The 21,476-nt window shown below is 47.2% G+C and carries 17 protein-coding genes; 9 read left to right on the top strand and 8 right to left on the bottom strand.

Annotation, left to right across the window (positions count from 1 at the left end; genetic code table 11):
- Nucleotides 1-61: 61 nt before the first annotated feature.
- Complete coding sequence (gene nadD, locus BLU98_RS13960) at nucleotides 62-631, bottom strand: nicotinate (nicotinamide) nucleotide adenylyltransferase (RefSeq protein WP_092725745.1); 570 nt, start codon at nucleotides 629-631, stop codon at nucleotides 62-64.
- A gap of 5 nt (nucleotides 632-636) precedes the next feature.
- A complete protein-coding gene (locus BLU98_RS13955; RefSeq protein WP_026768590.1) occupies nucleotides 637-864 on the bottom strand; it encodes a FeoA family protein in 228 nt (75 codons plus the stop codon).
- A 138-nt stretch (nucleotides 865-1,002) separates the two neighbouring features.
- Here BLU98_RS13955 and ybeY point away from each other — a divergent pair, with 138 nt between their 5' ends.
- The 9 genes from ybeY (at nucleotide 1,003) to BLU98_RS13910 (ending at nucleotide 15,029) form a co-directional block, all read left to right on the top strand.
- Nucleotides 1,003-1,431, top strand: coding sequence for an rRNA maturation RNase YbeY (gene ybeY, locus BLU98_RS13950; RefSeq protein ID WP_092725742.1), 429 nt, complete (start codon nucleotides 1,003-1,005; stop codon nucleotides 1,429-1,431).
- A gap of 93 nt (nucleotides 1,432-1,524) precedes the next feature.
- Complete coding sequence (locus tag BLU98_RS13945) at nucleotides 1,525-2,160, top strand: hypothetical protein (protein WP_092725740.1); 636 nt, start codon at nucleotides 1,525-1,527, stop codon at nucleotides 2,158-2,160.
- A 44-nt stretch (nucleotides 2,161-2,204) separates the two neighbouring features.
- Nucleotides 2,205-2,393, top strand: coding sequence for a nucleotidyltransferase family protein (locus tag BLU98_RS18140; RefSeq protein WP_139173950.1), 189 nt, complete (start codon nucleotides 2,205-2,207; stop codon nucleotides 2,391-2,393).
- Between the two features lie 224 nt (nucleotides 2,394-2,617).
- The gene (mnmG, locus tag BLU98_RS13935; protein ID WP_092725736.1) at nucleotides 2,618-4,486 is read left to right on the top strand and encodes a tRNA uridine-5-carboxymethylaminomethyl(34) synthesis enzyme MnmG; all 1,869 of its coding nucleotides are present in this window, start codon (nucleotides 2,618-2,620) and stop codon (nucleotides 4,484-4,486) included.
- Between the two features lie 107 nt (nucleotides 4,487-4,593).
- The gene (locus BLU98_RS13930) at nucleotides 4,594-7,650 is read left to right on the top strand and encodes an amidohydrolase family protein (RefSeq protein ID WP_092725733.1); all 3,057 of its coding nucleotides are present in this window, start codon (nucleotides 4,594-4,596) and stop codon (nucleotides 7,648-7,650) included.
- An 11-nt stretch (nucleotides 7,651-7,661) separates the two neighbouring features.
- The gene (locus BLU98_RS13925; protein WP_092725731.1) at nucleotides 7,662-8,978 is read left to right on the top strand and encodes an amidohydrolase family protein; all 1,317 of its coding nucleotides are present in this window, start codon (nucleotides 7,662-7,664) and stop codon (nucleotides 8,976-8,978) included.
- Nucleotides 8,979-9,175: 197 nt separating this feature from the next.
- Nucleotides 9,176-11,611, top strand: a complete 2,436-nt coding sequence (locus BLU98_RS13920; protein ID WP_257575000.1) for a DUF5916 domain-containing protein — start codon at nucleotides 9,176-9,178, stop codon at nucleotides 11,609-11,611.
- Nucleotides 11,612-11,639: 28 nt separating this feature from the next.
- The gene (gene polA / locus BLU98_RS13915) at nucleotides 11,640-14,546 is read left to right on the top strand and encodes a DNA polymerase I (protein WP_092725726.1); all 2,907 of its coding nucleotides are present in this window, start codon (nucleotides 11,640-11,642) and stop codon (nucleotides 14,544-14,546) included.
- A 12-nt stretch (nucleotides 14,547-14,558) separates the two neighbouring features.
- Complete coding sequence (locus tag BLU98_RS13910; RefSeq protein ID WP_092725723.1) at nucleotides 14,559-15,029, top strand: nuclear transport factor 2 family protein; 471 nt, start codon at nucleotides 14,559-14,561, stop codon at nucleotides 15,027-15,029.
- Here the strand turns inward: BLU98_RS13910 and BLU98_RS13905 are convergent.
- The 6 genes from BLU98_RS13905 to rho form a co-directional block, all read right to left on the bottom strand.
- Nucleotides 15,013-16,470 (bottom strand): COG3014 family protein, encoded by a 1,458-nt coding sequence (locus tag BLU98_RS13905; RefSeq protein ID WP_139173944.1) that lies wholly within the window; start codon nucleotides 16,468-16,470, stop codon nucleotides 15,013-15,015. The genes BLU98_RS13910 and BLU98_RS13905 overlap by 17 nt on opposite strands.
- Before the next feature lie 20 nt (nucleotides 16,471-16,490).
- Nucleotides 16,491-17,087: a penicillin-binding protein activator LpoB gene (locus tag BLU98_RS13900; RefSeq protein WP_092725719.1), complete on the bottom strand. Its 597-nt coding sequence runs from the start codon at nucleotides 17,085-17,087 to the stop codon at nucleotides 16,491-16,493.
- Nucleotides 17,088-17,102: 15 nt separating this feature from the next.
- Nucleotides 17,103-17,498 carry a hypothetical protein gene (locus BLU98_RS13895; RefSeq protein WP_257574999.1) on the bottom strand — a complete coding sequence of 132 codons (396 nt, stop codon included), beginning with the start codon at nucleotides 17,496-17,498 and terminating at the stop codon, nucleotides 17,103-17,105.
- 67 nt (nucleotides 17,499-17,565) lie between these two features.
- Nucleotides 17,566-18,624 carry a selenide, water dikinase SelD gene (gene selD / locus BLU98_RS13890; RefSeq protein WP_092725716.1) on the bottom strand — a complete coding sequence of 353 codons (1,059 nt, stop codon included), beginning with the start codon at nucleotides 18,622-18,624 and terminating at the stop codon, nucleotides 17,566-17,568.
- Entirely contained in the window at nucleotides 18,621-19,682 is a 1,062-nt protein-coding gene (gene mnmH / locus BLU98_RS13885) for a tRNA 2-selenouridine(34) synthase MnmH (protein WP_092725714.1), read from the bottom strand. The genes selD and mnmH overlap by 4 nt, the downstream gene beginning before the upstream one ends.
- Before the next feature lie 81 nt (nucleotides 19,683-19,763).
- Nucleotides 19,764-21,377 carry a transcription termination factor Rho gene (rho, locus tag BLU98_RS13880; protein ID WP_092725712.1) on the bottom strand — a complete coding sequence of 538 codons (1,614 nt, stop codon included), beginning with the start codon at nucleotides 21,375-21,377 and terminating at the stop codon, nucleotides 19,764-19,766.
- Nucleotides 21,378-21,476 lie beyond the last annotated feature (99 nt).

Raw genomic sequence — 21,476 nt, 5'->3', positions numbered from 1 at the left:
CTATCACAATGTGGCGAAGGGAAAAACAACCAACTAGAGATTTTGATGAGCGGATCGGTATTTACCGGTAATAATGATTCCTTTCAATTTCTTCACGCACTTTATCGTGAACAAGGTAATGGATGGATTTGCCGGATTTGATATTGTCGCGAATGACTGTAGCAGACAGCTCGAGCAATGGAGCATCCAGGATCGTTACCCGGGCATCTTGCGGTGGGGTTACATCGAACCTGGGTCTTTTATAAATAATGAAGGAATAGTGCTTGATCAGTAGTTCATAATTTTTCCAATGTTGCAAATTGGAGAAACTGTCGCTTCCCATCACAATGGAAAACTGATGCTGCGGATATTTTTCCTGGAGATAAGTAAGGGTGTCAATAGTATAGGAGGGACGCGGCAACCGGAACTCTACATCCGACACCCGCAACCTGGGATCATCATCGATGGACAGGTGTACCAGGTGTAAGCGCTGGTGTTCATTCAACAATAGGGCCGAAGGCTTCAATGGATTCTGGGGTGATACCACAAACCATACCTGGTCAACCCCGCCATGATTCGCAACATGACTGGCAATGATCAGGTGCCCGATGTGAATGGGATTAAAAGAGCCGAAGTAGAGACCTATTTTCATCTATTTTATATCTGAAGGTCTACAAAGATACTGTTGGCCTCGTTCAGGCGCAGGCTGAGGTGGTAACCGGCAACCGATATGGAGATGGGGTCTCCCAAAGGCGCTACCTGTTCTACCGTTACCAGCTCTCCGGGAACACATCCCATTTCCATGAGCTTGATAAAAATATCGTCTTTCTCAAAAGAATGGATTACCGCTTTCTGTCCTGTTTCCAGCTCTGACAGTCTTATCATAACCAAAGATGAATGTACAGGGTAAAGGTAGGTGGCTAAACGGTGACTGGGTTACGAATTTTGGAGTATTCGCCTGAATTAGAGAGACAATATAAATGGCCTTTTCACGTTATCCATTCTTGCAGGAAAAGAAAAACCATGGTATCATTTCACTCGGCAGACAGGACCCTTACATTAAAGGGAAGAACAAAACTGAAGCCTTTCATAGAAGGGATCTTCAAAAGGGAGGGGAAGAGGCTTTCCCTCATCAACTATGTATTTTGTTCGGATGACTATCTCCTGCAGATCAACCGGGACTTCCTGCAGCATGACTACTATACCGACATCATCACATTTAGCCTTTCTGCTCCCCGTGCCCCCATCGAAGCGGAAGTCTATATTAGCATAGATAGGGTAAAAGACAACGCCCAAACCCAGGATACTACATACCAGGAAGAATTGCTCCGGGTAATCTTCCATGGAGCCCTCCACCTCTGCGGATACAAGGATAAGACCGGGAATCAAAGCAAAATAATGCGGGAAAAGGAGGATCAGTACCTCAAACTATTCAAAAAGCAGGGACAATAGGTTCCACGAATCCCAGTTTCTCCCCGAAACACACAAATAGTTAAATGTTCCACGAATCCCAGTTTCGGGAAGGAACATGCTTAGCTTTGCAGTATGGCAAGAAAGAAATGGACACCCCAAACGGAGGTAACGGAATCCCTGCTGAAATTCAGGGAGAAAAGAAAATGGCAGTTGGGATACCGCAGGTATGTACTGGAGGGTAAGCCCAGCGAAGCCTATGCCCGGTACTTTGGTCTCAGCGCCGCCCAATTAAGGGAATGGTTTGAGTTGCAGTTCAGCGAAGGACTGAACTGGGAGAACTTTGGCAAAGCCTGGCAGTTCGATCATATTGTGCCAGCCACCTACTTCGACTATTCCAATGAAGAAGACCTTTTCTTGTGCTGGAACTTCATCAATATGCGGGTAGAAAGGATTGATGAAGCACCGGGCGTTGCCCGTAGTGGTAAAGGCGATCTGCTGGCCGCCAGGGCGTATTTTCAGAACCTGCACCAAAAGACCGGCTTCTCTCTTTGTAGTAAAATGCTCGACAAGATTGAAAGCATAGAGGCTGCTGGCATAGAAACCAATCCCAGATCCGAGGTTTTCATCAAACAGAATATTGACTGGCTGGAAAAAATGCGCGACTTGAACGCAGAAGAATTCTCCAAACTGAACAATGGCATGAGCGTGTCGGATATTTTGCTGGAAAGAGAAATCCTGAAGAAGTTCGGTAAGGAAGCGCTTCAATAGGGAATGTTATAACTTTACAATAAGATGCTTACAAAAGAGACAATATTAGATACCATAAAGGTCCATATGCCCTATTTCAGGGAATCACTGGCGTACGCAGTATTGGCTTATTTGGTAGTTATGCCAATGGATATATGAAGGAGACCAGCGATGTAGACTTGTTGATAGATATGCCTGCCGATTTCTCGAACGAACCTATGTGCTGTAAGGAATTTGTTGGAGCAAGAATTTAATACAAAGGTTGACTTGGTAAGACGAGGATCTCACCTGCGGTCCTCTTTTTTGAATGTGATTGAAACAGAGATCATTTATGCGTGAAGGGATTATCCTTGAAAGGCTGAATGGTATATCTGAGCATATACAGCCGCTAAAAAAAGGCGTTGGTCAGTATCTTGATCGAAACAAGACGAGCTAAAATCTATGAACTATCTTTGCGCATTCATTTAACAGAGTGTACATGTTTCCTGAGTATGATGTGATCGTTGTGGGGGCCGGACATGCCGGGTGTGAGGCTGCAGCTGCGGCTGCCAACCTTGGCAGTAAGGTATTGCTGGTAACCATGAACATGCAAACCATCGCCCAGATGAGTTGCAACCCGGCCATGGGTGGTATTGCGAAAGGACAGATCGTTCGTGAGATTGACGCATTGGGTGGATACAGCGGTATGGTGAGCGACCTGAGTACAATACAGTTCCGCATGCTCAACCGCAGCAAGGGCCCGGCTATGTGGAGCCCCAGAACACAGAACGATCGTATGCTCTTTGCCGCCAAATGGCGGGAGATGCTGGAGAATACCCCCAATGTTGATTTTTACCAGGACATGGTAAAGTCCATCATCATGAAAGATAACAGGGCTTGTGGCGTGGTAACCGGCTTGGGCCACGAGATCAAATCGCGCTCGGTAGTGGTAACCAGCGGCACATTCCTCAATGGCATCATTCATATCGGCGAAAAACAGTTTGGTGGCGGAAGAGTAGCAGAAAAAGCGGCAACGGGTATTACCGAACAACTGGTTTCCTTAGGGTTTGAAAGCGACCGGCTGAAAACCGGTACACCGCCGCGGGTAGATGGACGTAGCCTGGATTACAGCAAGATGGAAGAACAGAAGGGCGACGACGAAATCATCGGGTTTTCTTATACCAACACACCACGCATCCGGGCGGACAAACAACTGAGCTGTCACGTTACCTATACCAACGATACTGTACACGAGATGCTGAAAACAGGTTTCGATCGCAGTCCCATGTTCCAGGGCAGGATTGAAGGTCGCGGACCCAGGTATTGTCCGAGTATCGAAGACAAGATCAACCGCTTTGCCGATCGCGACCGGCACCAACTCTTTATCGAACCCGAAGGATGGAATACCGTAGAGATCTATGTCAACGGGTTCTCTACCTCCTTACCGGAAGAAGTGCAATACGAAGCTATTCGTATGGTGCCTGGATTTGAAAATGTCCGCTTTTTCCGTCCGGGTTACGCAATCGAATACGATTTCTTTCCGCCTACGCAGCTGAAATATTCACTGGAGACCAAACAGATCAGCCACTTGTTTTTTGCAGGCCAGATCAATGGTACCACAGGATATGAAGAAGCGGCTTGTCAGGGTTTGATGGCCGGCATCAATGCACACCAGAAAGCACGCGAACTCGAACCCTTTGTATTGAAACGCAGCGAAGCTTATATCGGCGTGCTGATCGATGACCTGATCAGCAAAGGAACCGATGAACCTTATCGTATGTTCACGAGTCGTGCTGAATTCAGAACCTTATTGCGCCAGGACAATGCCGACCTGCGTTTGACAGAATTGAGCTACCGCCTGGGCCTCGCTTCGCAGGAACGCATGGACGCAGTGATCGCGAAGCGCGAAGGTGTTGCCGAAGTAAAAAACATACTCAAAGAATTCAATATCGAGCCCGATGAAGTGAACGGCTATTTCAACGACATTGCATCGGCGCCGCTCACAGAAAAACAAAGAGCAGCGAAGATCGTGTTGCGTCCGAATGTAACACTGGAAGATCTCTCCAAAGCAGTACCACGCCTGGCTGAAGCGCTTGCCGCCATTCCTGCCCAAACCCGTGAGCAGGCAGAGATACAGATCAAGTATGAGCGCTACATAGAAAAAGAACAGGAGATCGTTGATCGCATGAGCCAGCTCGAAAACCTCGTCATTCCCGATAGTTTCGATTACGATCGCGTAGCTGCTTTGTCGAACGAAGCGCTACAGAAATTCAAGCGCATCAAGCCCCGTACACTGGGACAGGCCAGTCGCATCAGCGGCGTCAATCCCAGTGATGTGCAGATACTCATGGTATATATGGGCAGATAACCTTTTGCCATAGCTTCTCCAACCATTCATCAAAAAAAACACACCAGTTTTTTTGCACGATAGGCTTATTCAGTAGCTTTAAGACTTTTCAACATTAACTGAACACAATGAGAAAAATCAAGCTGCTGTTATCCGGGCTCTTGCTGGCTTCCCTGCTGCAAGCACAGGAAACATTCCCCGTGAACGGGTTGGCCGACAAGCGCAACGGATGTTACGCTTTTACCCATGCCACCATTGTACAGAATGCACAAAACAGTTTACAGAATGCAACCCTTGTTATCCGCGAGGGTAAAATCGTTGCTGTAGGCGCCAGTGTAACTGTACCCCAGGATGCCGTAGTGATAGACTGTAAAAACAAGTACATCTATCCTTCCTTCATCGACATCTATACCGATTATGGTATCACCACACCCCAACGGCAGCCTTTTGTTTTCAACTACAATGCACCTGCACAGTTGAATTCCAACACCAAAGGCGCATACAACTGGAACCAGGCGATCAGGCCTGAAGTGAATGCGTATCAGCAATTCACTGCCGATGACGCCAAGGCCAAAACTTTCCGTGAGCTGGGCTTCGGTACTGTTCTCACGCATGTGAAAGATGGTATCGCACGCGGAACCGGCGCCGTGGTTTTACTGGGAAAGGATAAAGACAACCTGATGCTGGTTAAAGAAAGAGCATCTGCACATTATTCTTTCAACAAAGGCAGTTCTACACAATCATATCCGAGCAGCCTGATGGGAAGCATTGCACTGTTGAGACAAACTTATCTCGATGCACAATGGTACAAGAACAAACCTTCAACAGAAGGGGTGAATATTTCTCTACAAGCTTTTAATGATAACCAGAACCTGCCGCAGATCTTTGAAGCGGAAGACAAGTGGAATGATGTTCGTGCCGATCGCATCGGCGACGAGTTCGGCGTGCAATACATTCTCAAAGGCGGTGGCAATGAGTACCAGCGCATCAAAGAAATGGCTGCCACCAAAGCGGCTTTTATCCTGTCGCTCAATTTTCCCCAGGCCATGGATGTGGAAGACCCGGCCGATGCAAGGTTGGTATCCTTGTCGGACATGAAAAATTGGGAACTCGCACCTACCAATCCCGGCGCTTTGGAAAAAGCCAACATTCCTTTTTGTTTAACCACTGCCGACCTGCACGATACCAAACAATTTTATACCAACCTGCGCAAAGCGTTTGAGAATGGTCTTTCCGAAGCCAAAGCCCTGGAAGCCCTGACCAAAACGCCGGCTACCTTGTTGGGTGTATATGATAAAGTAGGCAGTCTCGAAACCGGAAAGCTGGCCAACTTCATCATTACCAGCGATTCTGTTTTTTCTGAAAAAGCAGTGATCCTGCAGAACTGGATACAGGGAGCAAAATATGGTGTGAAAGAAGATGCCTGGAATGATATCAAAGGCGTGTATAACCTGGTGCTCAACAGCGAAAACGGCACTTCTAATTATACACTGGATGTAAAGAATAACAACACTGCAAATGTGATTGGAAAAGATACCCTCACCGGTAAATTCAGCTACGATGGCAAACTGGTGAAACTCAGTTTCTCTGCAACACCGGCTAAAAAGCCGATGGTAGCTGCCATAGGTGGCATGAATAATGGTGTTGGTGCGCAGTATCGGCTGAGCGGTACCATTAACGGCGACACCTGGAATGGACTCGGAGAAGATACCGCAGGAAACAGGATCACCTGGACAGTAACATTTGTCCGCGCAGCGGCCCCGGATACTGCGAAGAAAAAAATGACACCGCACCAACAACTGGGCAAAGTAACTTATCCCTTCGATGGTTATGGATGGGAAGAAGCACCTAAGCAGGAGAACCTGCTGATCAAAAATGCGACCGTATGGACCAATGAAAAAGAAGGCAAACTGGAAAATACCGATGTACTGGTGAAAGACGGTAAGATTGCCAAAGTGGGAAAGAACCTGAGCGATGGCTCTGCAAAAGTGATCGATGCTACCGGTAAACATGTTACGGCAGGTATCATAGACGAACACTCGCATATCGCAGCTATGTCCATCAATGAAGGCGCGCAATCTGTTACTTCCGAAGTGCGCATTGCCGATAACCTCAACCCCGAAGACATCAACATCTATCGCCAGTTGAGCGGCGGCGTAACATCATCACATATTTTGCATGGATCGGCCAATACCATTGGCGGACAAACCCAGCTGATCAAATTGCGCTGGGGTGTGGATGATGAAGCGCTGAAATTCAAAGGCGCCGATCCTTTCATCAAATTTGCATTGGGTGAGAACGTGAAGCGGACAACTTCGATGGCCAACAACCGTTTCCCCGATACGCGGATGGGTGTGGAAGAAGTGTTGAACGATGCTTTTACCAGGGCAAAGGATTACGAGCGTGAAATGAAAGCAGATCCCAAAACAACCAGGCGCGACCTGGAACTGGATGCGCTGGTAGAAATACTGAACAAGAAAAGGTTCATCACCTGCCACTCTTATGTACAAAGCGAGATCACTGCCGCCATGCGTATCGGTGATAAATACGGTTTCACATTCAACACCTTTACGCATATCCTGGAAGGATACAAAGTGGCGGATAAAATGAAAGCGCATGGTTCCAATGCATCTACCTTCTCCGACTGGTGGGCTTACAAAACAGAAGTGCAGGATGCGATTGCTTACAATGCAGCCATCATGTACAAAGTGGGACTCAATGTTTGTATCAACTCAGACGATGCCGAGATGGCGCGCCGCCTGAACCAGGAAGCCGGCAAGACTGTGAAATACGGTGGTGTTCCCGAAGAAGATGCATTGAAAATGGTGACCCTTAACCCGGCCAAAGCCCTGCATGTAGATAATAAGGTAGGAAGCATCAAAGCGGGTAAAGACGCAGACCTTGTGATCTGGAGCGATCATCCGCTGAGCATCTATGCAAAATCTGAAAAGACGATCGTAGATGGTATTGTTTATTTCGATCGCGAAAAAGACCTGGAACAACGCAGGAAGATCACAGCAGAACGTACGCGGCTGATCAACAAACTACAGGCTGAGAAAAGAAGCGGCGCTCCTATGAGACCCGCTGAACCCAGCTACCAGGTATTGTTGGGCTGCGGCGACCACAGTGAGCGCGGAGGCCTGATCACGATTGAACAGGATGATATCGAAACCCTTAACCAGTAAAAGCATTAGCAATGAAAAAATTTGTCACTCCTATAACAGCTCTCTTACTGTTCACCGGTTTTGCAAAAGCACAGGAAACAGTATATCCCACAAAAGAATACAAAGGCCAGCTGTTCATAACCAACGGCACGGTGCATGTAGGTAACGGACAGGTACTGGAAAACGCCACTATTGAAGTTAACAATGGAAAAATTGTGCGTGTTGGAACAGATATACCTGTTTCGCAAAACAATGCAAAACTGATCGACGCGAAAGGGAAACAGGTATATCCCGGACTGATCTTACCCTCCTGCGATCTCGGACTCAAAGAGATCGCCAATGGTGTAAGAGGCAGCAACGATTATTACGAGCTGGGCGATTACAATCCCAGCGTTCGCTCCATTGTTGCTTATAATACCGACTCCAAGATCACCGGCACATTGCGCGCCAACGGCATATTGCTGGCCAGCATTACACCCGAAGGCGGTGTGATCAGCGGTTCTTCTTCGGTAGTACAACTGGATGCGTGGAACTGGGAAGACGCCGCGTATAAAATGGACGGCGGCATTCACCTTAACCTGCCCAGTTTTCTTCCCCGTCCAACGGGCCGCAGGGCTTTCTTTTTTCCCGGCGCTCCTCAACCGGCAGATCCTGTTAAACAGGCGCTGGACAAGGTAGATGAGATCAAAACCTTTTTCCGCGAAGCCAAAGCATACGAGCAGGAAACAACCCATAAACAGACCAACCTCAAGTTGGAAGCGGTAAAAGGGTTGTTCAATAAAACACAGAAACTCTTTGTACACGGCGACCAGGTAAAGCAAATGCTGGTGGCCATTGATTTTGTAAAAGAGTTCGGATTTGATGTGGTGATTGTAGGCGGAAGCGAAAGCTACCAGATTGCCAACCTGCTGAAGCAAAACAATATTGCCGTGATATTGGGTTCGGAACACGAGCTTCCATCGATGGAGGACGACGATATCGATCAGCCGTTCAAAACACCGGCTGCTTTGCAAAAAGCAGGCGTACTGTTTGCGTTGAATGATGCGTTTACCGAAGCCCGTTACCGCAACCTTTCATTTAATGCAGGAACGGCTGCAACATACGGGTTGAGCAAAGAACAGGCATTGCAGGCCATCACGCTGAATACAGCCAAAATATTGGGCATCGATGACAGGACCGGTTCACTGGAAGCCGGCAAAGATGCCAATATCGTTGTATGCGACGGCGATATACTGGATATGAAGAGCAGCAATGTTTCCTATGCCATTATACAAGGCAGGAATGTGAGTCTCGATAACAAACAAAAGCAATTATACGAGCGGTACCGTTATAAGTACGGCATTCAATAATCAGCCTGAGGTATAACAAGGGAACCGCCCGTCCGGAAAATTCCGGGCGGGCGGTTTTTTTGTAAAAGGGCCCTTCTTTAAAACCGTTCATAAACCCCGGTTTCCGCTTATCTCGCTTTTTTCAATTTAACAATGTTCTGCATGTAACCTTTCTACCTTTACTACGTTATGCTTCGTACATAATGTACCGTACCGCTATGAAAAAACTAATGCTGAGTATCTGCGTTTTAGGAATAAGTCACCTGGCAATGGCACAGAAAGAGCAGATTGTAAAAAAAGTACCGGCTGTTCGTACCACGCAGAAAATTGTAATTGATGGAGATATCAGCGATGAAGCCTGGAAATCTGCGCCGGTTGCTACGGATTTTGTGGAATGGAGGCCTTCTTATGGCACGCATGAACGCAACGACAACAGAACGGAAGTCCGCATATTGTACGATAACAATGCCATTTATGTAGGCGGATATTGCTACGAACGCCGCGATAGCATTTCAACCGAACTGGTGGGCCGCGATGTGATCAACTCGAATGATTTTGTAGGGATATTGTTCGATACTTATAAAGACAAGATCAACGGTTTCGGGTATTATGTTACCCCGCTGGGTGAGCAGTACGATGCAAAATATTCTTCCACCGGAGAAGATGCAAGCTGGAACAGCGTATATGAATCGCAGGCGAAGATCACAGACAGCGGCTGGACCTTTGAAATGCGCATTCCTTATTCGGCTATCCGTTTCAGCAATAAGAAGACACAGGACTGGGGATTGAATATCACGCGCAGGAGAAGCAAGAGCGGAAAGCAATTGATGTGGAACCCCACCGATCCTACTTTCGGGGGAAACTTTTTTGCACTTTTTGGTGAATGGACCAGCATACAAGACATCAAACCACCGGTAAGGCTGTCTTTTTCGCCGTATCTCTCTACCTACGTAACCCATTATCCATACAACGACCCCACTATAAAAGATACGCGTACTACGGTGAACGGTGGTATGGATGTGAAATACGGTATCAACCAGGCGTTCACGCTGGACATGACGCTTATCCCAGATTTTGGCCAGGTACAAAGTGATAACCAGGTACTCAATCTCACGCCGTTTGAAGTGAAATACAATGAGTACCGCACTTTTTTCACAGAAGGTACCGAACTCTTCAGCAAGGGTAATCTTTTTTACAGCAGGAGGATTGGTGGTCAGCCCATCCATTATAATGATGTAGCCAGCCAGTTACAGCCAGGGGAAACCATTGCCAGCAATCCCGGAGATACCAAGCTGATCAATGCTACCAAAATAAGTGGCCGCACATCATCCGGATTGGGTATTGGTTTTTTCAATGCGCTTACACAACCACAGTATGCCTCCATTGCAAAAGACGGCAAGGAAGTACGAAAGATAGAAACGGAACCGCTTTCGAATTATAACATCATTGTGTTCGATCAATCGCTCAAACACAACTCCAGTGTATCGTTCATCAACACCAATGTTACGCGTGCCGGTGGCGACCACAATGCCAATGTAAGTGCTGCATTGTTTGATCTCTATGATAAAAAGAGTATGTGGAACCTGTCCGGCAAAGTATCAGCAAGTGAATTGGCGGGCGTTGATTCAACAAAGAAGTCCATCTTTGGTTACAACCATACAATTGGTTTTGGAAAAACGGGTGGCCGCTTCAATTTCCAGATCAACCAGGACTTTGCCGATGATAAATACAGCAGCAACGACATGGGTTATTTTACGAATAACAATTATATGAACCATTATTTGTGGCTGGGGTATAAATGGGTAAAGCCGACCAAATGGTTCAACAGGATGTATTATAATATCAACCTGAATTCATCGATGCGCTACAAAGAATGGGATTACCAGAGTTTCCGAATCAATACCAATATGAACGGCCAGTTGAAGAACCTTTGGTTTGCACTCATATACATCAACATCGATCCCGAACAACATGATTATTATGAGCCCAGGATAGCAGGAAGATTTTTTAAAACCCCATCTAACTGGCAAATAGGTGTAGCCACAGAAACCAACAATGCAAAAAAATATTCTGCTTATGTTGAATTTTCCGGAAAGTGGGCAGGTCTTTATTCGGGAACCGAGTACGATTTCTGGACCCGCAATTCGTATCGCTTCAACAATAAATTAACCATTGGTTTTAATTTCAACCCGCAGTTCAGGAACAATGATCTTGGTTTTACCACCCTGGTGAACGATAGCAGCATTTTTGCACTCCGCAAGCGTTATACGGTGGAGAATATTTTCAACGTGAAGTATAATTTCACCAACAAAATGGGGCTGAGTTTCAGGGCCCGTCACTATTGGAGTAAAGTGATCAATAAACAATATTTCAATCTCAATACCGACGGCGGACTTACTCCCATAGCAGGTGTAAGCACCAAACCCGATTACAACGTGAATTATTTCAACATCGATATGGTATATACCTGGCAGTTTGCATTGGGCAGTTTCCTGAATATCGTGTGGAAGAATTCTATCAATACCTACGACCAGAATGTTATGGATGGTTATTTTAAAAATGCGGGCAATACCTTCAATGCATCGCAGCTCAACAGTCTTTCGTTGCGCGTGATTTATTTCCTGGATTACCTGTCCATCAAAAAGAAAAAATAAGCTCGTTTAGCTTTATTACCTTAGCTATATGAGTAAAAAGTTGTTTCTGCTCGATGCCCTTGCATTGATCTATCGGGCTTATTATGCACTCATCCGCAACCCGCGTATCACATCGAAGGGAATGAATACCAACGCGCAGTTTGGCTTCACCAATACCCTTTTTGACCTCATCAATAAAGAAAAACCCACGCACCTGGCTGTGTGTTTCGATACGCATGCGCCAACGGAACGCCATACCGATTTTACCGATTATAAAGCCAACCGGCAGGAAGCGCCGGAAGACCTGCTGGCTTCTATTCCCGATATACAGCGCATCATACGCGCCTTCAACATTCCCGTTGTGGAAATGGATGGATACGAAGCAGATGATGTGATTGGCACCGTTGCCTGGCAGGCGGCAGACAAGGGTTATGAAGTGTATATGGTAACGCCCGATAAAGATTATGGCCAGTTGCTTATACATCCGCATGTGTACATTTATAAGCCACCATCTTTCGGTAACCCGGAAGAAATATTGACAGCGGAAAAAGTTTGTGCCCGCTGGGATATCCAACGGGTACAACAAGTAGTAGACATGCTGGGCATGATGGGTGATGCAGTGGATAATATTCCAGGCATACCAGGTGTGGGCGAAAAAACAGCGGCCAAGTTGCTCAAAGAATATGATACGTTGGAGAACGTACTGGAGCATGCCGATCAGATCAAGGGCGCTCTCGGCGAGAAGATCCGCAACAACAAGGAGCTGGCCATCATGAGTAAAAAACTGGCCACCATTATTACCAATGTTCCTGTAGAATTCCATGAAGAAGATTACAGGCTGAAAGAATGGAATAAGGAAGCGCTCACGGAAATATTCACCGAACTCGAATTCAAAACACTGGGTAAAAGGGTACTGGGCGAAAACTTCAATGCATTCCATTCGCCCCAGCAGGCCACACAGACCGACTTGTTCGGTAATGCGGTGGCGGCGCCAGCTGCCGGTAAATCTTCCGGCAAAAAGACTACGAAGAAAGACAGTTCAGCAGTGCCATTGCCCGACTGGACTGCTGTGGATGCAACGGAAACTGCTGCGGAAGAAAGTGGGGCCACGACAGAAACAGTGGGATTGGTTGCCAACAAAAACATTACCAATACGCCACACGATTATGAGCTGGTAGAAACAGATGAACAGATCAAGGCATTGGTAAAAAAATTGCAGCAGCAAAAAGAGATCTGTTTTGATACTGAAACCACCGGTACCGACCCTAACAATGTAGAACTGGTGGGCATGAGCTTTTCGTATAAGGCAGGGGAAGGATATTATATTCCCTGTCCGGCCGATCAAAAAAGAACGCAGCAGCTATTAGAGCTGGTAAAACCTCTTTTCAACGAACCCTCCATTACCTGGATCGGTCAGAACATCAAATACGATCTGCTGGTGTTCAAATGGTATGGTATAGAACCGAAAGGACAACTCTTTGATACCATGCTGGCACATTATCTCATAGAACCGGAAGGCCGCCGCAACATGGACCTGCTGAGTGCACAATACCTCGGCTACGAACCGGTTCACATAGATGAACTGATTGGTAAAAAAGGAAAGAACCAGGGCACGATGCGCGATGTGGAAATTGAGAAAGTAAAAGAATACGCGGCAGAAGATGCCGATATTACTTTCCAGCTCAAGCAGGTGTTTGTTCCGCTGATGAAAGAAAAAGAAGTGACCAGCGTTTTTGAAACAGTGGAAAATCCATTGGTACGGGTGCTAACCGATATGGAGTTTGAAGGCGTTAAGATCGATGTGGAGTTTTTGAAGAGCTATAGCAGGGACCTGGAAAAAGATGCGAAAAAATGCGAGGAAAGCGTGTACGACCAGGCGGGTGTACGGTTCAATCTCGCATCGCCCAAACAGTTGGGAGAAGTGCTGTTTGAAAAATTGAAACTGGATCCCAAAGCCAAGAAAACCAAAACAGGTCAGTATGCAACGGGGGAAGATGTGTTGCTGAAACTGGCCAACCAGCACAGGATTGTAGATGATATCCTCAGCTTCCGTGAACTCACCAAGTTGAAATCTACTTATGTAGATGCGCTTCCCGAAATGATCAACCCAAAAACGGGCCGGGTGCATACCAGTTATGCGCAGGCGGTGGCGGTTACGGGAAGGTTGAGCAGCAACAACCCCAACCTGCAAAATATTCCCATCAGAACAGAACGCGGAAGAGAGATCAGAAAAGCATTCATACCCCGTGAGGAAGGACGTTTGTTGATGAGCGCCGACTACTCGCAAATTGAATTGCGCATTGTAGCGGCCATCAGCGGAGACCCTAACATGTGCGAAGCGTTCAGGTTGGGAAAAGACATTCACACAGCTACCGCCGCCAAAGTATATGGCATTGCCGAATCGGAAGTAACGAAAGAGCAACGTTACAAAGCCAAGAGTGTGAACTTCGGCATCATATACGGACAAGGCGCTTTCGGTTTGGCCGATAACCTGGGCATCAGCAGAACAGAAGCCAAGCAGATCATCGATAATTATAAAAAAGAATTTCCCAACATCCAGCGTTACATGGATGAGCAGATCAACCTGGCCAAGGAAAATGGTTATGTGCAAACACTGGCCGGCAGGAAGCGCTGGCTCAAAGACATCAACAGCAGCAATTTCACGGTGCGTGGTTATGCAGAACGCAACGCCATCAACTCACCCATACAGGGCACTGCGGCCGATATGATCAAAATGGCTATGATCAAAGTGCATCATGAAATGAAGCAGGGCAAGTGGCAGTCGAAAATGATCCTGCAAGTGCACGACGAATTGGTGTTTGATGCAGTGGCTGATGAAGTGGATAAACTGGAAGAACTGATCATCCGTTGCATGACCACCGCCATGCCGTTACCCAACGATGTACCGGTGGAAGCGGAAGTAGGCAAAGGCGTTAACTGGTTGGAAGCACATTAGGAACAAGAACAGATGAACACGAACGAACAAACGATACACCGTTTTTATTCGGCCTTTCAACAAAGAGATTATGCAGGTATGAATGCCTGTTACGACGCAGAAGTGGTGTTCAGCGACATGGTATTCGGATTGCTTAACAGCCAGGAAACACGGGCCATGTGGGAAATGCTCTGCAAGAACGCAAAAGGCCTTACCATCAGGTTCGATAATATTCAACTACTGGATGAAGAGTATGCTACCTGCGATTGGGTAGCCACTTATACATTTACCCAAACAGGCAGAAAAGTAGTGAATAAGGTAAAGGCCCACCTGCGGTTGAAAGACGGACTGATCACAGAACACTCCGATGCATTTGACATATACAAATGGTCGAGACAGGCTTTTGGTTTAAGGGGCTGGCTTTTTGGCTGGACCAACTTCATGCGGAACCGGATACATATCAATGCAAAAAAACGGCTGCTTCTTTTTATGGGGCAACAGTAATACTGTTATCGGGCACACGCCAGTTGTACAATTGCAAACCGGTTTTACCCTCAACACGAATGGTTTTTTCGGCATTGCCCAACCGGAGCCTGATGTCGTTGGCTCCTTTTTTCAGCGGAATGCGCACATACTGGATATAAGCGGGCAATGATTGCCAGTTACGGGTATCTGCTTTTTCCGTTGCAGTATTGAACATGTTTACCACCAATCCGGTGACCAGGGCAGCAGCTTCTGCATTTCTTTCCTTCTTACCCTCATCTTTTTCTTTGCTGTTGTTTTTCACCGCTGCTTTAGTGGCTTCTGAAGCGCCTTTCTCCATGCCCAGTTTAAACGCCTGTCTTAATAGAGCATTGGTAACTTCCTTCACTATCCGTTCTTTCAATACCGCCGGTGCGATGGTATTGATATCTTCTGCCAGTTCTGATGAATAAGCAGCTCCATCGGCTGTAGCGGTGCCCTGCACATTATTGTAAGACCTGGGTTCGTAAATGGGAATGGCCACGCGAATGGTCCTGAAATTTTTTAATGAAGCAGAAAAGGAATTGGCAGAAGAAACATCGAAAGTACCATAGGGTCCGTTGAAAACAAAAACGCCGTTTCCATCACCGGACTGTGCAAGGATAAAGTTTTGTTCCGTTTTGGCAGGAGCCATTCCCCGTTCAAAAAACACCACCAGTTCTCCGCCGGCATTGCTGGTGTCGCGGGTTTTGTAAGTAGTGTTGAATTTTTTTCCGTAAAAATCCAGCTGGTCATTGAATCCCATCAACGCAGCGGTTCTCAATACATCCTGCTTCAATTGCGAGGGCATGGAAACACCGTAGTACCTATTGTTCGGCTCTTTGAGGTAAACATCGGCGGCATTCCGGTAAGCGATGAATGCATCATTGATCATGCCAGCAGCTTCATAGATCATTCCCTGCACATTGAGCGCAAATGCATCTTTGGTATAACGATTGGCGCCCGGTTTAAATTTATCTTCCTGCGTTTGGGTGCTCAAACTGATGCGGCGGGCTTCTACCAGGGCGTCGTCTGTTTTTCCGAGGTAGAGATAGTTGAGCGCCTTGTAATAATGAACCATGAAACGTTCAAAGTCTTCACCCAGGTAAGGAGCGGTCATTGGGTTGAGCATCAAGCTGGTAATCGCATTCCCTAACGATTTGTGTTTGTTTTCTATATAGCCGTCGGCAAGGTTCAGGAAGAGGTTGCTGCTGTCGTACAGGCCCTGCAGGTGCAACATTTGTCCCCGTTCCATATAATACAAGAGGCTGTTCCTGGGATGTTGCAGGTAACCATTCTGCTCCAGCATATGATCGGCATGCCTGTAATGCGATGCGCTTACCTGGTTGTAATAAGCAGACATTTTGCTGTTGTAAGTAGCACAGGAAAACAAAACAGGCATCAATAGCCAAGCTACCCATGCCCGTTTTATACAATGCTTCATGCGGAAAAATTAAACAGCACTTAGTTGTTGACGAATTTGGCAATCTTTTTATCGCCTATCCACACCACTTCATTGGTTTCAATGTTGGTGAGCTCCAGGTTTACCTGGTAAGTAACGGTTTTCTTCCTGCGATACGCATCTACGATGGAGTTGATAGAACCTTGCAGTATGTAATCGGCGCCACGCTCCAACCCGAATTTTTTCATGGTGCTTTGTGTGGCGTTGCTCTGCTGGTCTGCTTTTTCGGCCCGCATTTCTTCACGTTTTTTACCACTTTGCACCAATCCTACCCTGCTGGTTTGTATGAATGCACGCTCGAGGTCGTTCATGAAAGTTTCTGCTTCAATGTGTTCATGACTTTTATTGGTAACCATGCCTACCACTACTACAGGCTTTTTGCCTCCTTTGGCAGCCAGGTGATCGTTGAGCCATTTGGCATTCAGTATCTGGTTGGTCATTTCTTCCGCAGTGAGGCGGCTGTCGGTGTTGTTCCAGGTTCCGTTGATATCGATCTGTGTTGCAGGATCAATGCGGGTAACCATACGTGTTGCGCAGGAAGTAACAAAGAGAGAGAACGATAAAATTCCGGCGGCAAAAAGTAAAAATTTGCTTTTCATAGTATGCGATTGGTTTTAAAAAGAGAACCACCAATTTCCCGTGCGGAAACCGATGTTGGGTCTGAGTGCATTCCAGCTGCCCCAGTTATTGTAATAACCATACTGGTTCCAGCCGTTATAATATTGGTTGTAATACGGATAGTAGTATCCGTTGTAATAGGCAGCATACCTCCTGGCTTCTCTCCGCTCGTTGCGGCGTTCCATTTTGGCTTCGTACCAATCGTAAGCCTTATAGGTTTGCTGCACGGTGGTGTTGGAAGCAGAGAGCAGGGAGTCTTTCTGGCTCATGTATTTCTGCCTGCTGATGTTGAAGTTGGGATTTTGGTCGGGAGCGGGTGACTGGCCGGCCTCCTGTGCCATTAGGGTTGTTGCCAGGCAAATGCTCAGAAGGGTCAAAAATGAACGTATCATGATTCCTCCTTTTTTAAATTATAACCAAAGCTAATACCAAAACGATTAAAAAGAATCCTATGAATCGTTAAAATACTGTAACGGTTTTATCCTCGCCCGCAACCGTCATTTCACCAATGATGGTGTGGTAAAGACCATGCGATTTCAGTAGATCACCGGCGTCTTTTACACAGTCTTTTCCTACAGCCACCAACAACCCGCCATTTGTTTGCGGATCGGCCAGTATGGAGATGGCTTCTTCGGGTTGAATCGTATCGGCGAACTGTACTTTGTGGCCGTAACTTGCCCAGTTGCGTTTGGTGCCACCCGGTTGTATTTTTTGTTGCAGGTATGGATCGAGGCCCGGGATAACAGGAACCTCTTGTAATTGTATCTGCGCGTTCAACCCGCTTCCTTCACACATTTCAATCAGGTGACCCAGCAATCCGAAGCCGGTTACATCTGTCATAGCGTGTACAGATGCCAGTGCAGAAAGTTCTTCGCCCACTTTATTCAGTTGCATCAATTGGCGAAGCATGAGATCGTGGTGTTCGCTGCTGAGCGCATTGCGTTTTTGCGCAGTGGAAAGAATGCCCATGCCCAGCGGTTTGGTAAGGAATAAAACATCTCCTTCGCGGGCGGTGCTGTTTTGTTTGAGGCGGGGGATATCTACCAGTCCGTTTACTGCGAGGCCGAAAACGGGCTCGGGGCAATCGATGCTGTGCCCGCCTGCAAGCGGAATGCCCGCTTCGGCACAAATGCTCCGCGCGCCTTCAATAACTTGTTGAGCAACTTCTGCCGGCAATTTATCTACCGGCCATCCCAGGATGGCAATGGCCAGGATGGGTTTTCCTCCCATGGCGTATACATCGCTGATGGCGTTGGCGCCGGCAATTTTACCGAATGAAAATGCATCGTCTACGATGGGCATGAAAAAGTCGGTAGTAGAGATCAATGCCGTGCCGTTGCCAAGGTCATAAGCGGCGGCATCGTCTTTACTGCTATTGCCTACGAGTAAGTTTTGCTGATCGGGTGATGAGAGATTGGTCTTTAAAATGGTGTCGAGTACCTGCGGCGCTATTTTGCAACCGCAACCGGCGCCATGGGAATATTGCGTAAGCCTGATGGCTGTAGATTCATTGTTCATGCATGCTGTGTTTGAAGAAGGTTCACCAGTTTACCGGCATTCTGCTCGGCATCCACCTGGTCAACGGGAATTTTACAGGTAAGCGTTTCGGCGTTTTCGCGATTATACAATCCTTTGATGTAAAGCTTATCGTAGTATTTCAACAATATGCGGAAGCATTCTTTTACATCGTCTTCCAGCAGGTAATTGATGGCTGTTTTGGTTTCGAGTCCGCCCAGTCTTTTTTTGATGCGGATAATGGCGTTCACCAGTTTTTCTTTCTCAAATCCTCCGTATTCTTTTATGATGTGGTTGAGCCTTTCTTCGAAAGGAACATCGAGGAAGAAAACAGGTTTGGTGCGCATTTGTTTAAATAGTACGATGGGTATGTTGACGAGGCCGATGCGCTGGCTTTCATCTTCCATCCATATCCGCGAAGCTTGTTCGTGTTTTTGCAATTCATGCGCCAACAGGTTCTCAAACATCTCCTGGGAGGGCTGTGGTATTTTATCAAGCGCACCGAAAGCCGATCCTTTATGCAGAGCCAGCGTTTCGAGATCGATCACGGCTTCCTGTTGTTTGGTGAGCTCATGGAGCAGATCGGTTTTGCCGCTGCCGGTATAACCGCCAACAATATGAATGGGATAATTATTTTCCAACTGCGCCAACACCCAGTGGCGATAGGTTTTATAGCCGCCCACAAGGATAATCACATTGAAACCATAAAGATCGAGCAGCCAGGCCACGCCGGCGCTGCGCATACCTCCACGCCAGCAGTGCACTAGTACGGTTGGGCGTTCTGCCTCTTTGTTACGTGCGGCGCACCATTGCTCTACCTGTTCTATCATGCCCACCATTTTAGGACCGAAAAACTGCAATCCTATTTTGATGGCTTTCTGCCGGCTCTGCTGTTTGTAAGCTGTGCCGACGATCTTTCTTTCTTCGTCGGTGAAAAGTGCAAGGAGTTGGGCGCCGGGTATGTGTGCGTGCTGGTATTCACCCGGACTGCGCACATCGAGCACGAGATGGTCTTGTGCTGCTGCTAAAAAAGGCGCTATGGTGAGTTTGGTGATGGCCATATTTAGTTGTTAGTTGATAGTTGTTAGTTGTCAGATGAGCGAATCCATGTTTCTAACAACTGACAACTAACAACTATCAACTCATCGATTCATAGAGGCTAAGAACTCTTCATTGTCTCTTGTACCGCGCATGCGCTTGAGCAATTCATTCATTGCTTCTTCGGTATTCATATCGTTGATGTACAAACGAAGGATGTTCATGCGTTGCAATACTTCTTTGTCGAGCAACAGGTCGTCGCGGCGAGTAGAAGAAGCCACCAGGTCGATGGCAGGGAAAATGCGTTTGTTGGCCAGGCGGCGGTCGAGCTGCAATTCCATGTTACCGGTACCCTTGAATTCTTCAAAGATCACTTCATCCATCTTACTGCCTGTTTCAATGAGGGCAGTGGCCAGGATGGTAAGCGAACCGCCGTGCTCTATTTTACGGGCAGCGCCGAAGAACTGCTTGGGTTTTTGCATGGCGTTGGCTTCCACACCACCACTCAATACTTTACCGCTGGCGGGTGCCACTGTGTTGTGGGCCCTGGCCAAACGGGTGATGGAGTCGAGCAATATCACTACATCGTGACCGCATTCTACCAGGCGTTTTGCTTTTTGCAAAGCAATGGTGGATACTTTCACGTGTTTTTCTGCGGGTTCATCGAAGGTAGAAGCGATCACTTCTGCCTTTACGCTGCGCTCCATATCGGTTACCTCTTCAGGACGCTCATCGATCAATACCACCATGAGATAACACTCGGGGTGATTGGCGGCGATGGCGTTGGCCACTTCTTTCAACAAAATGGTTTTACCCACTTTGGGTTGGGCAACGATCAGGCCACGCTGACCTTTACCAATGGGCGTAAAGAGGTCCATGATGCGGGTGCTGTAATTGTTGGGCGTGGTAAACAGGTTCAGCTTTTCGTAAGGGAAAAGCGGCGTAAGGTAATCGAAAGGAACACGGTCGCGCACTTCATCGGGTTTCTTGCCGTTGATGGCGTCTACTTTGAGGAGCGCGAAATATTTTTCTCCTTCTTTAGGCGGACGAACAGCGCCCTGCACGGTATCGCCGGTTTTGAGACCAAACAATTTGATCTGCGAAGGAGATACGTATACGTCGTCGGGAGAAGAGAGGTAATTATAATCGGAAGAACGCAGGAACCCATAACCATCGGGCATCATTTCGAGCACGCCTTCACTGAGGATCATGCCTTCAAACTCGATATTGAAAGTAGGTTCTTTGCGGTGTTGCTTCTGCTGCTGTGCAGGCTGGGACGATTCGTGCGAAAGACCATTCTCTGCAGATTCCGCTTCGGCAGCATGTGTGGGCTCGGATGTTTCTGCCGATGTTCCGTTGAGCGATGGACCAGCCTGGGGCGCTTGTTCGGCGGGCTTCTCAGTTTTAGGCTTACGGCCGGGCGCACCACGTTTGGGCTGGGGGGGCGGCGCAGGCTTAGCTGTTTGCTGCGGCGCTTCCTGCATCACTTCCGCTTCTTCGGTAGCGATGCCGGTTTTAACAGTAACGGGTTTGCGGGCCCTGCCAGGTTTTTTCTTGCCGTCTTCTTTTGTTTCGCTGGCTGTGAGTGCCTGGCTGTCAAGGATCTTATAAATAAGCCCTTGTTTGTCAAGCTTTTTAACGCCTGCTATTTTCAACTGCTCGGCAATGTCGAGCAACTCTGGCAATAGCATGTCGTTCAATTGCAAAATGTCGTACATAAAATCAATTAATGGGGGGATTCAAATTGTCTACATCATTAAAGATCCTGTCTAAGGGATTACGAACTCAGATCCGGATAAATAAAAAAAATGTTGTGA

The organism is Hydrobacter penzbergensis (assembly GCF_900106985.1).
Taxonomy (GTDB): Bacteria; Bacteroidota; Bacteroidia; order Chitinophagales; family Chitinophagaceae; genus Sediminibacterium; species Sediminibacterium magnilacihabitans.
Note: the sequence above shows the minus strand (reverse complement) of the source record. Positions and strands in the feature narration are given on the sequence as shown.

What these genes read in the sequence shown, in the direction of transcription:
- nadD (WP_092725745.1), bottom strand. Translation starts at nt 631, where the DNA reads ATGAAAATAGGTCTCTACTTCGGCTCTTTTAATCCCATTCACATCGGG.
- BLU98_RS13955 (WP_026768590.1), bottom strand. Translation starts at nt 864, where the DNA reads ATGATAAGACTGTCAGAGCTGGAAACAGGACAGAAAGCGGTAATCCAT.
- ybeY (WP_092725742.1), top strand. Translation starts at nt 1,003, where the DNA reads ATGGTATCATTTCACTCGGCAGACAGGACCCTTACATTAAAGGGAAGA.
- BLU98_RS13945 (WP_092725740.1), top strand. Translation starts at nt 1,525, where the DNA reads ATGGCAAGAAAGAAATGGACACCCCAAACGGAGGTAACGGAATCCCTG.
- mnmG (WP_092725736.1), top strand. Translation starts at nt 2,618, where the DNA reads ATGTTTCCTGAGTATGATGTGATCGTTGTGGGGGCCGGACATGCCGGG.
- BLU98_RS13930 (WP_092725733.1), top strand. Translation starts at nt 4,594, where the DNA reads ATGAGAAAAATCAAGCTGCTGTTATCCGGGCTCTTGCTGGCTTCCCTG.
- BLU98_RS13925 (WP_092725731.1), top strand. Translation starts at nt 7,662, where the DNA reads ATGAAAAAATTTGTCACTCCTATAACAGCTCTCTTACTGTTCACCGGT.
- BLU98_RS13920 (WP_257575000.1), top strand. Translation starts at nt 9,176, where the DNA reads ATGAAAAAACTAATGCTGAGTATCTGCGTTTTAGGAATAAGTCACCTG.
- polA (WP_092725726.1), top strand. Translation starts at nt 11,640, where the DNA reads ATGAGTAAAAAGTTGTTTCTGCTCGATGCCCTTGCATTGATCTATCGG.
- BLU98_RS13910 (WP_092725723.1), top strand. Translation starts at nt 14,559, where the DNA reads ATGAACACGAACGAACAAACGATACACCGTTTTTATTCGGCCTTTCAA.
- BLU98_RS13905 (WP_139173944.1), bottom strand. Translation starts at nt 16,470, where the DNA reads ATGAAGCATTGTATAAAACGGGCATGGGTAGCTTGGCTATTGATGCCT.
- BLU98_RS13900 (WP_092725719.1), bottom strand. Translation starts at nt 17,087, where the DNA reads ATGAAAAGCAAATTTTTACTTTTTGCCGCCGGAATTTTATCGTTCTCT.
- BLU98_RS13895 (WP_257574999.1), bottom strand. Translation starts at nt 17,498, where the DNA reads ATGATACGTTCATTTTTGACCCTTCTGAGCATTTGCCTGGCAACAACC.
- selD (WP_092725716.1), bottom strand. Translation starts at nt 18,624, where the DNA reads ATGAACAATGAATCTACAGCCATCAGGCTTACGCAATATTCCCATGGC.
- mnmH (WP_092725714.1), bottom strand. Translation starts at nt 19,682, where the DNA reads ATGGCCATCACCAAACTCACCATAGCGCCTTTTTTAGCAGCAGCACAA.
- rho (WP_092725712.1), bottom strand. Translation starts at nt 21,377, where the DNA reads ATGTACGACATTTTGCAATTGAACGACATGCTATTGCCAGAGTTGCTC.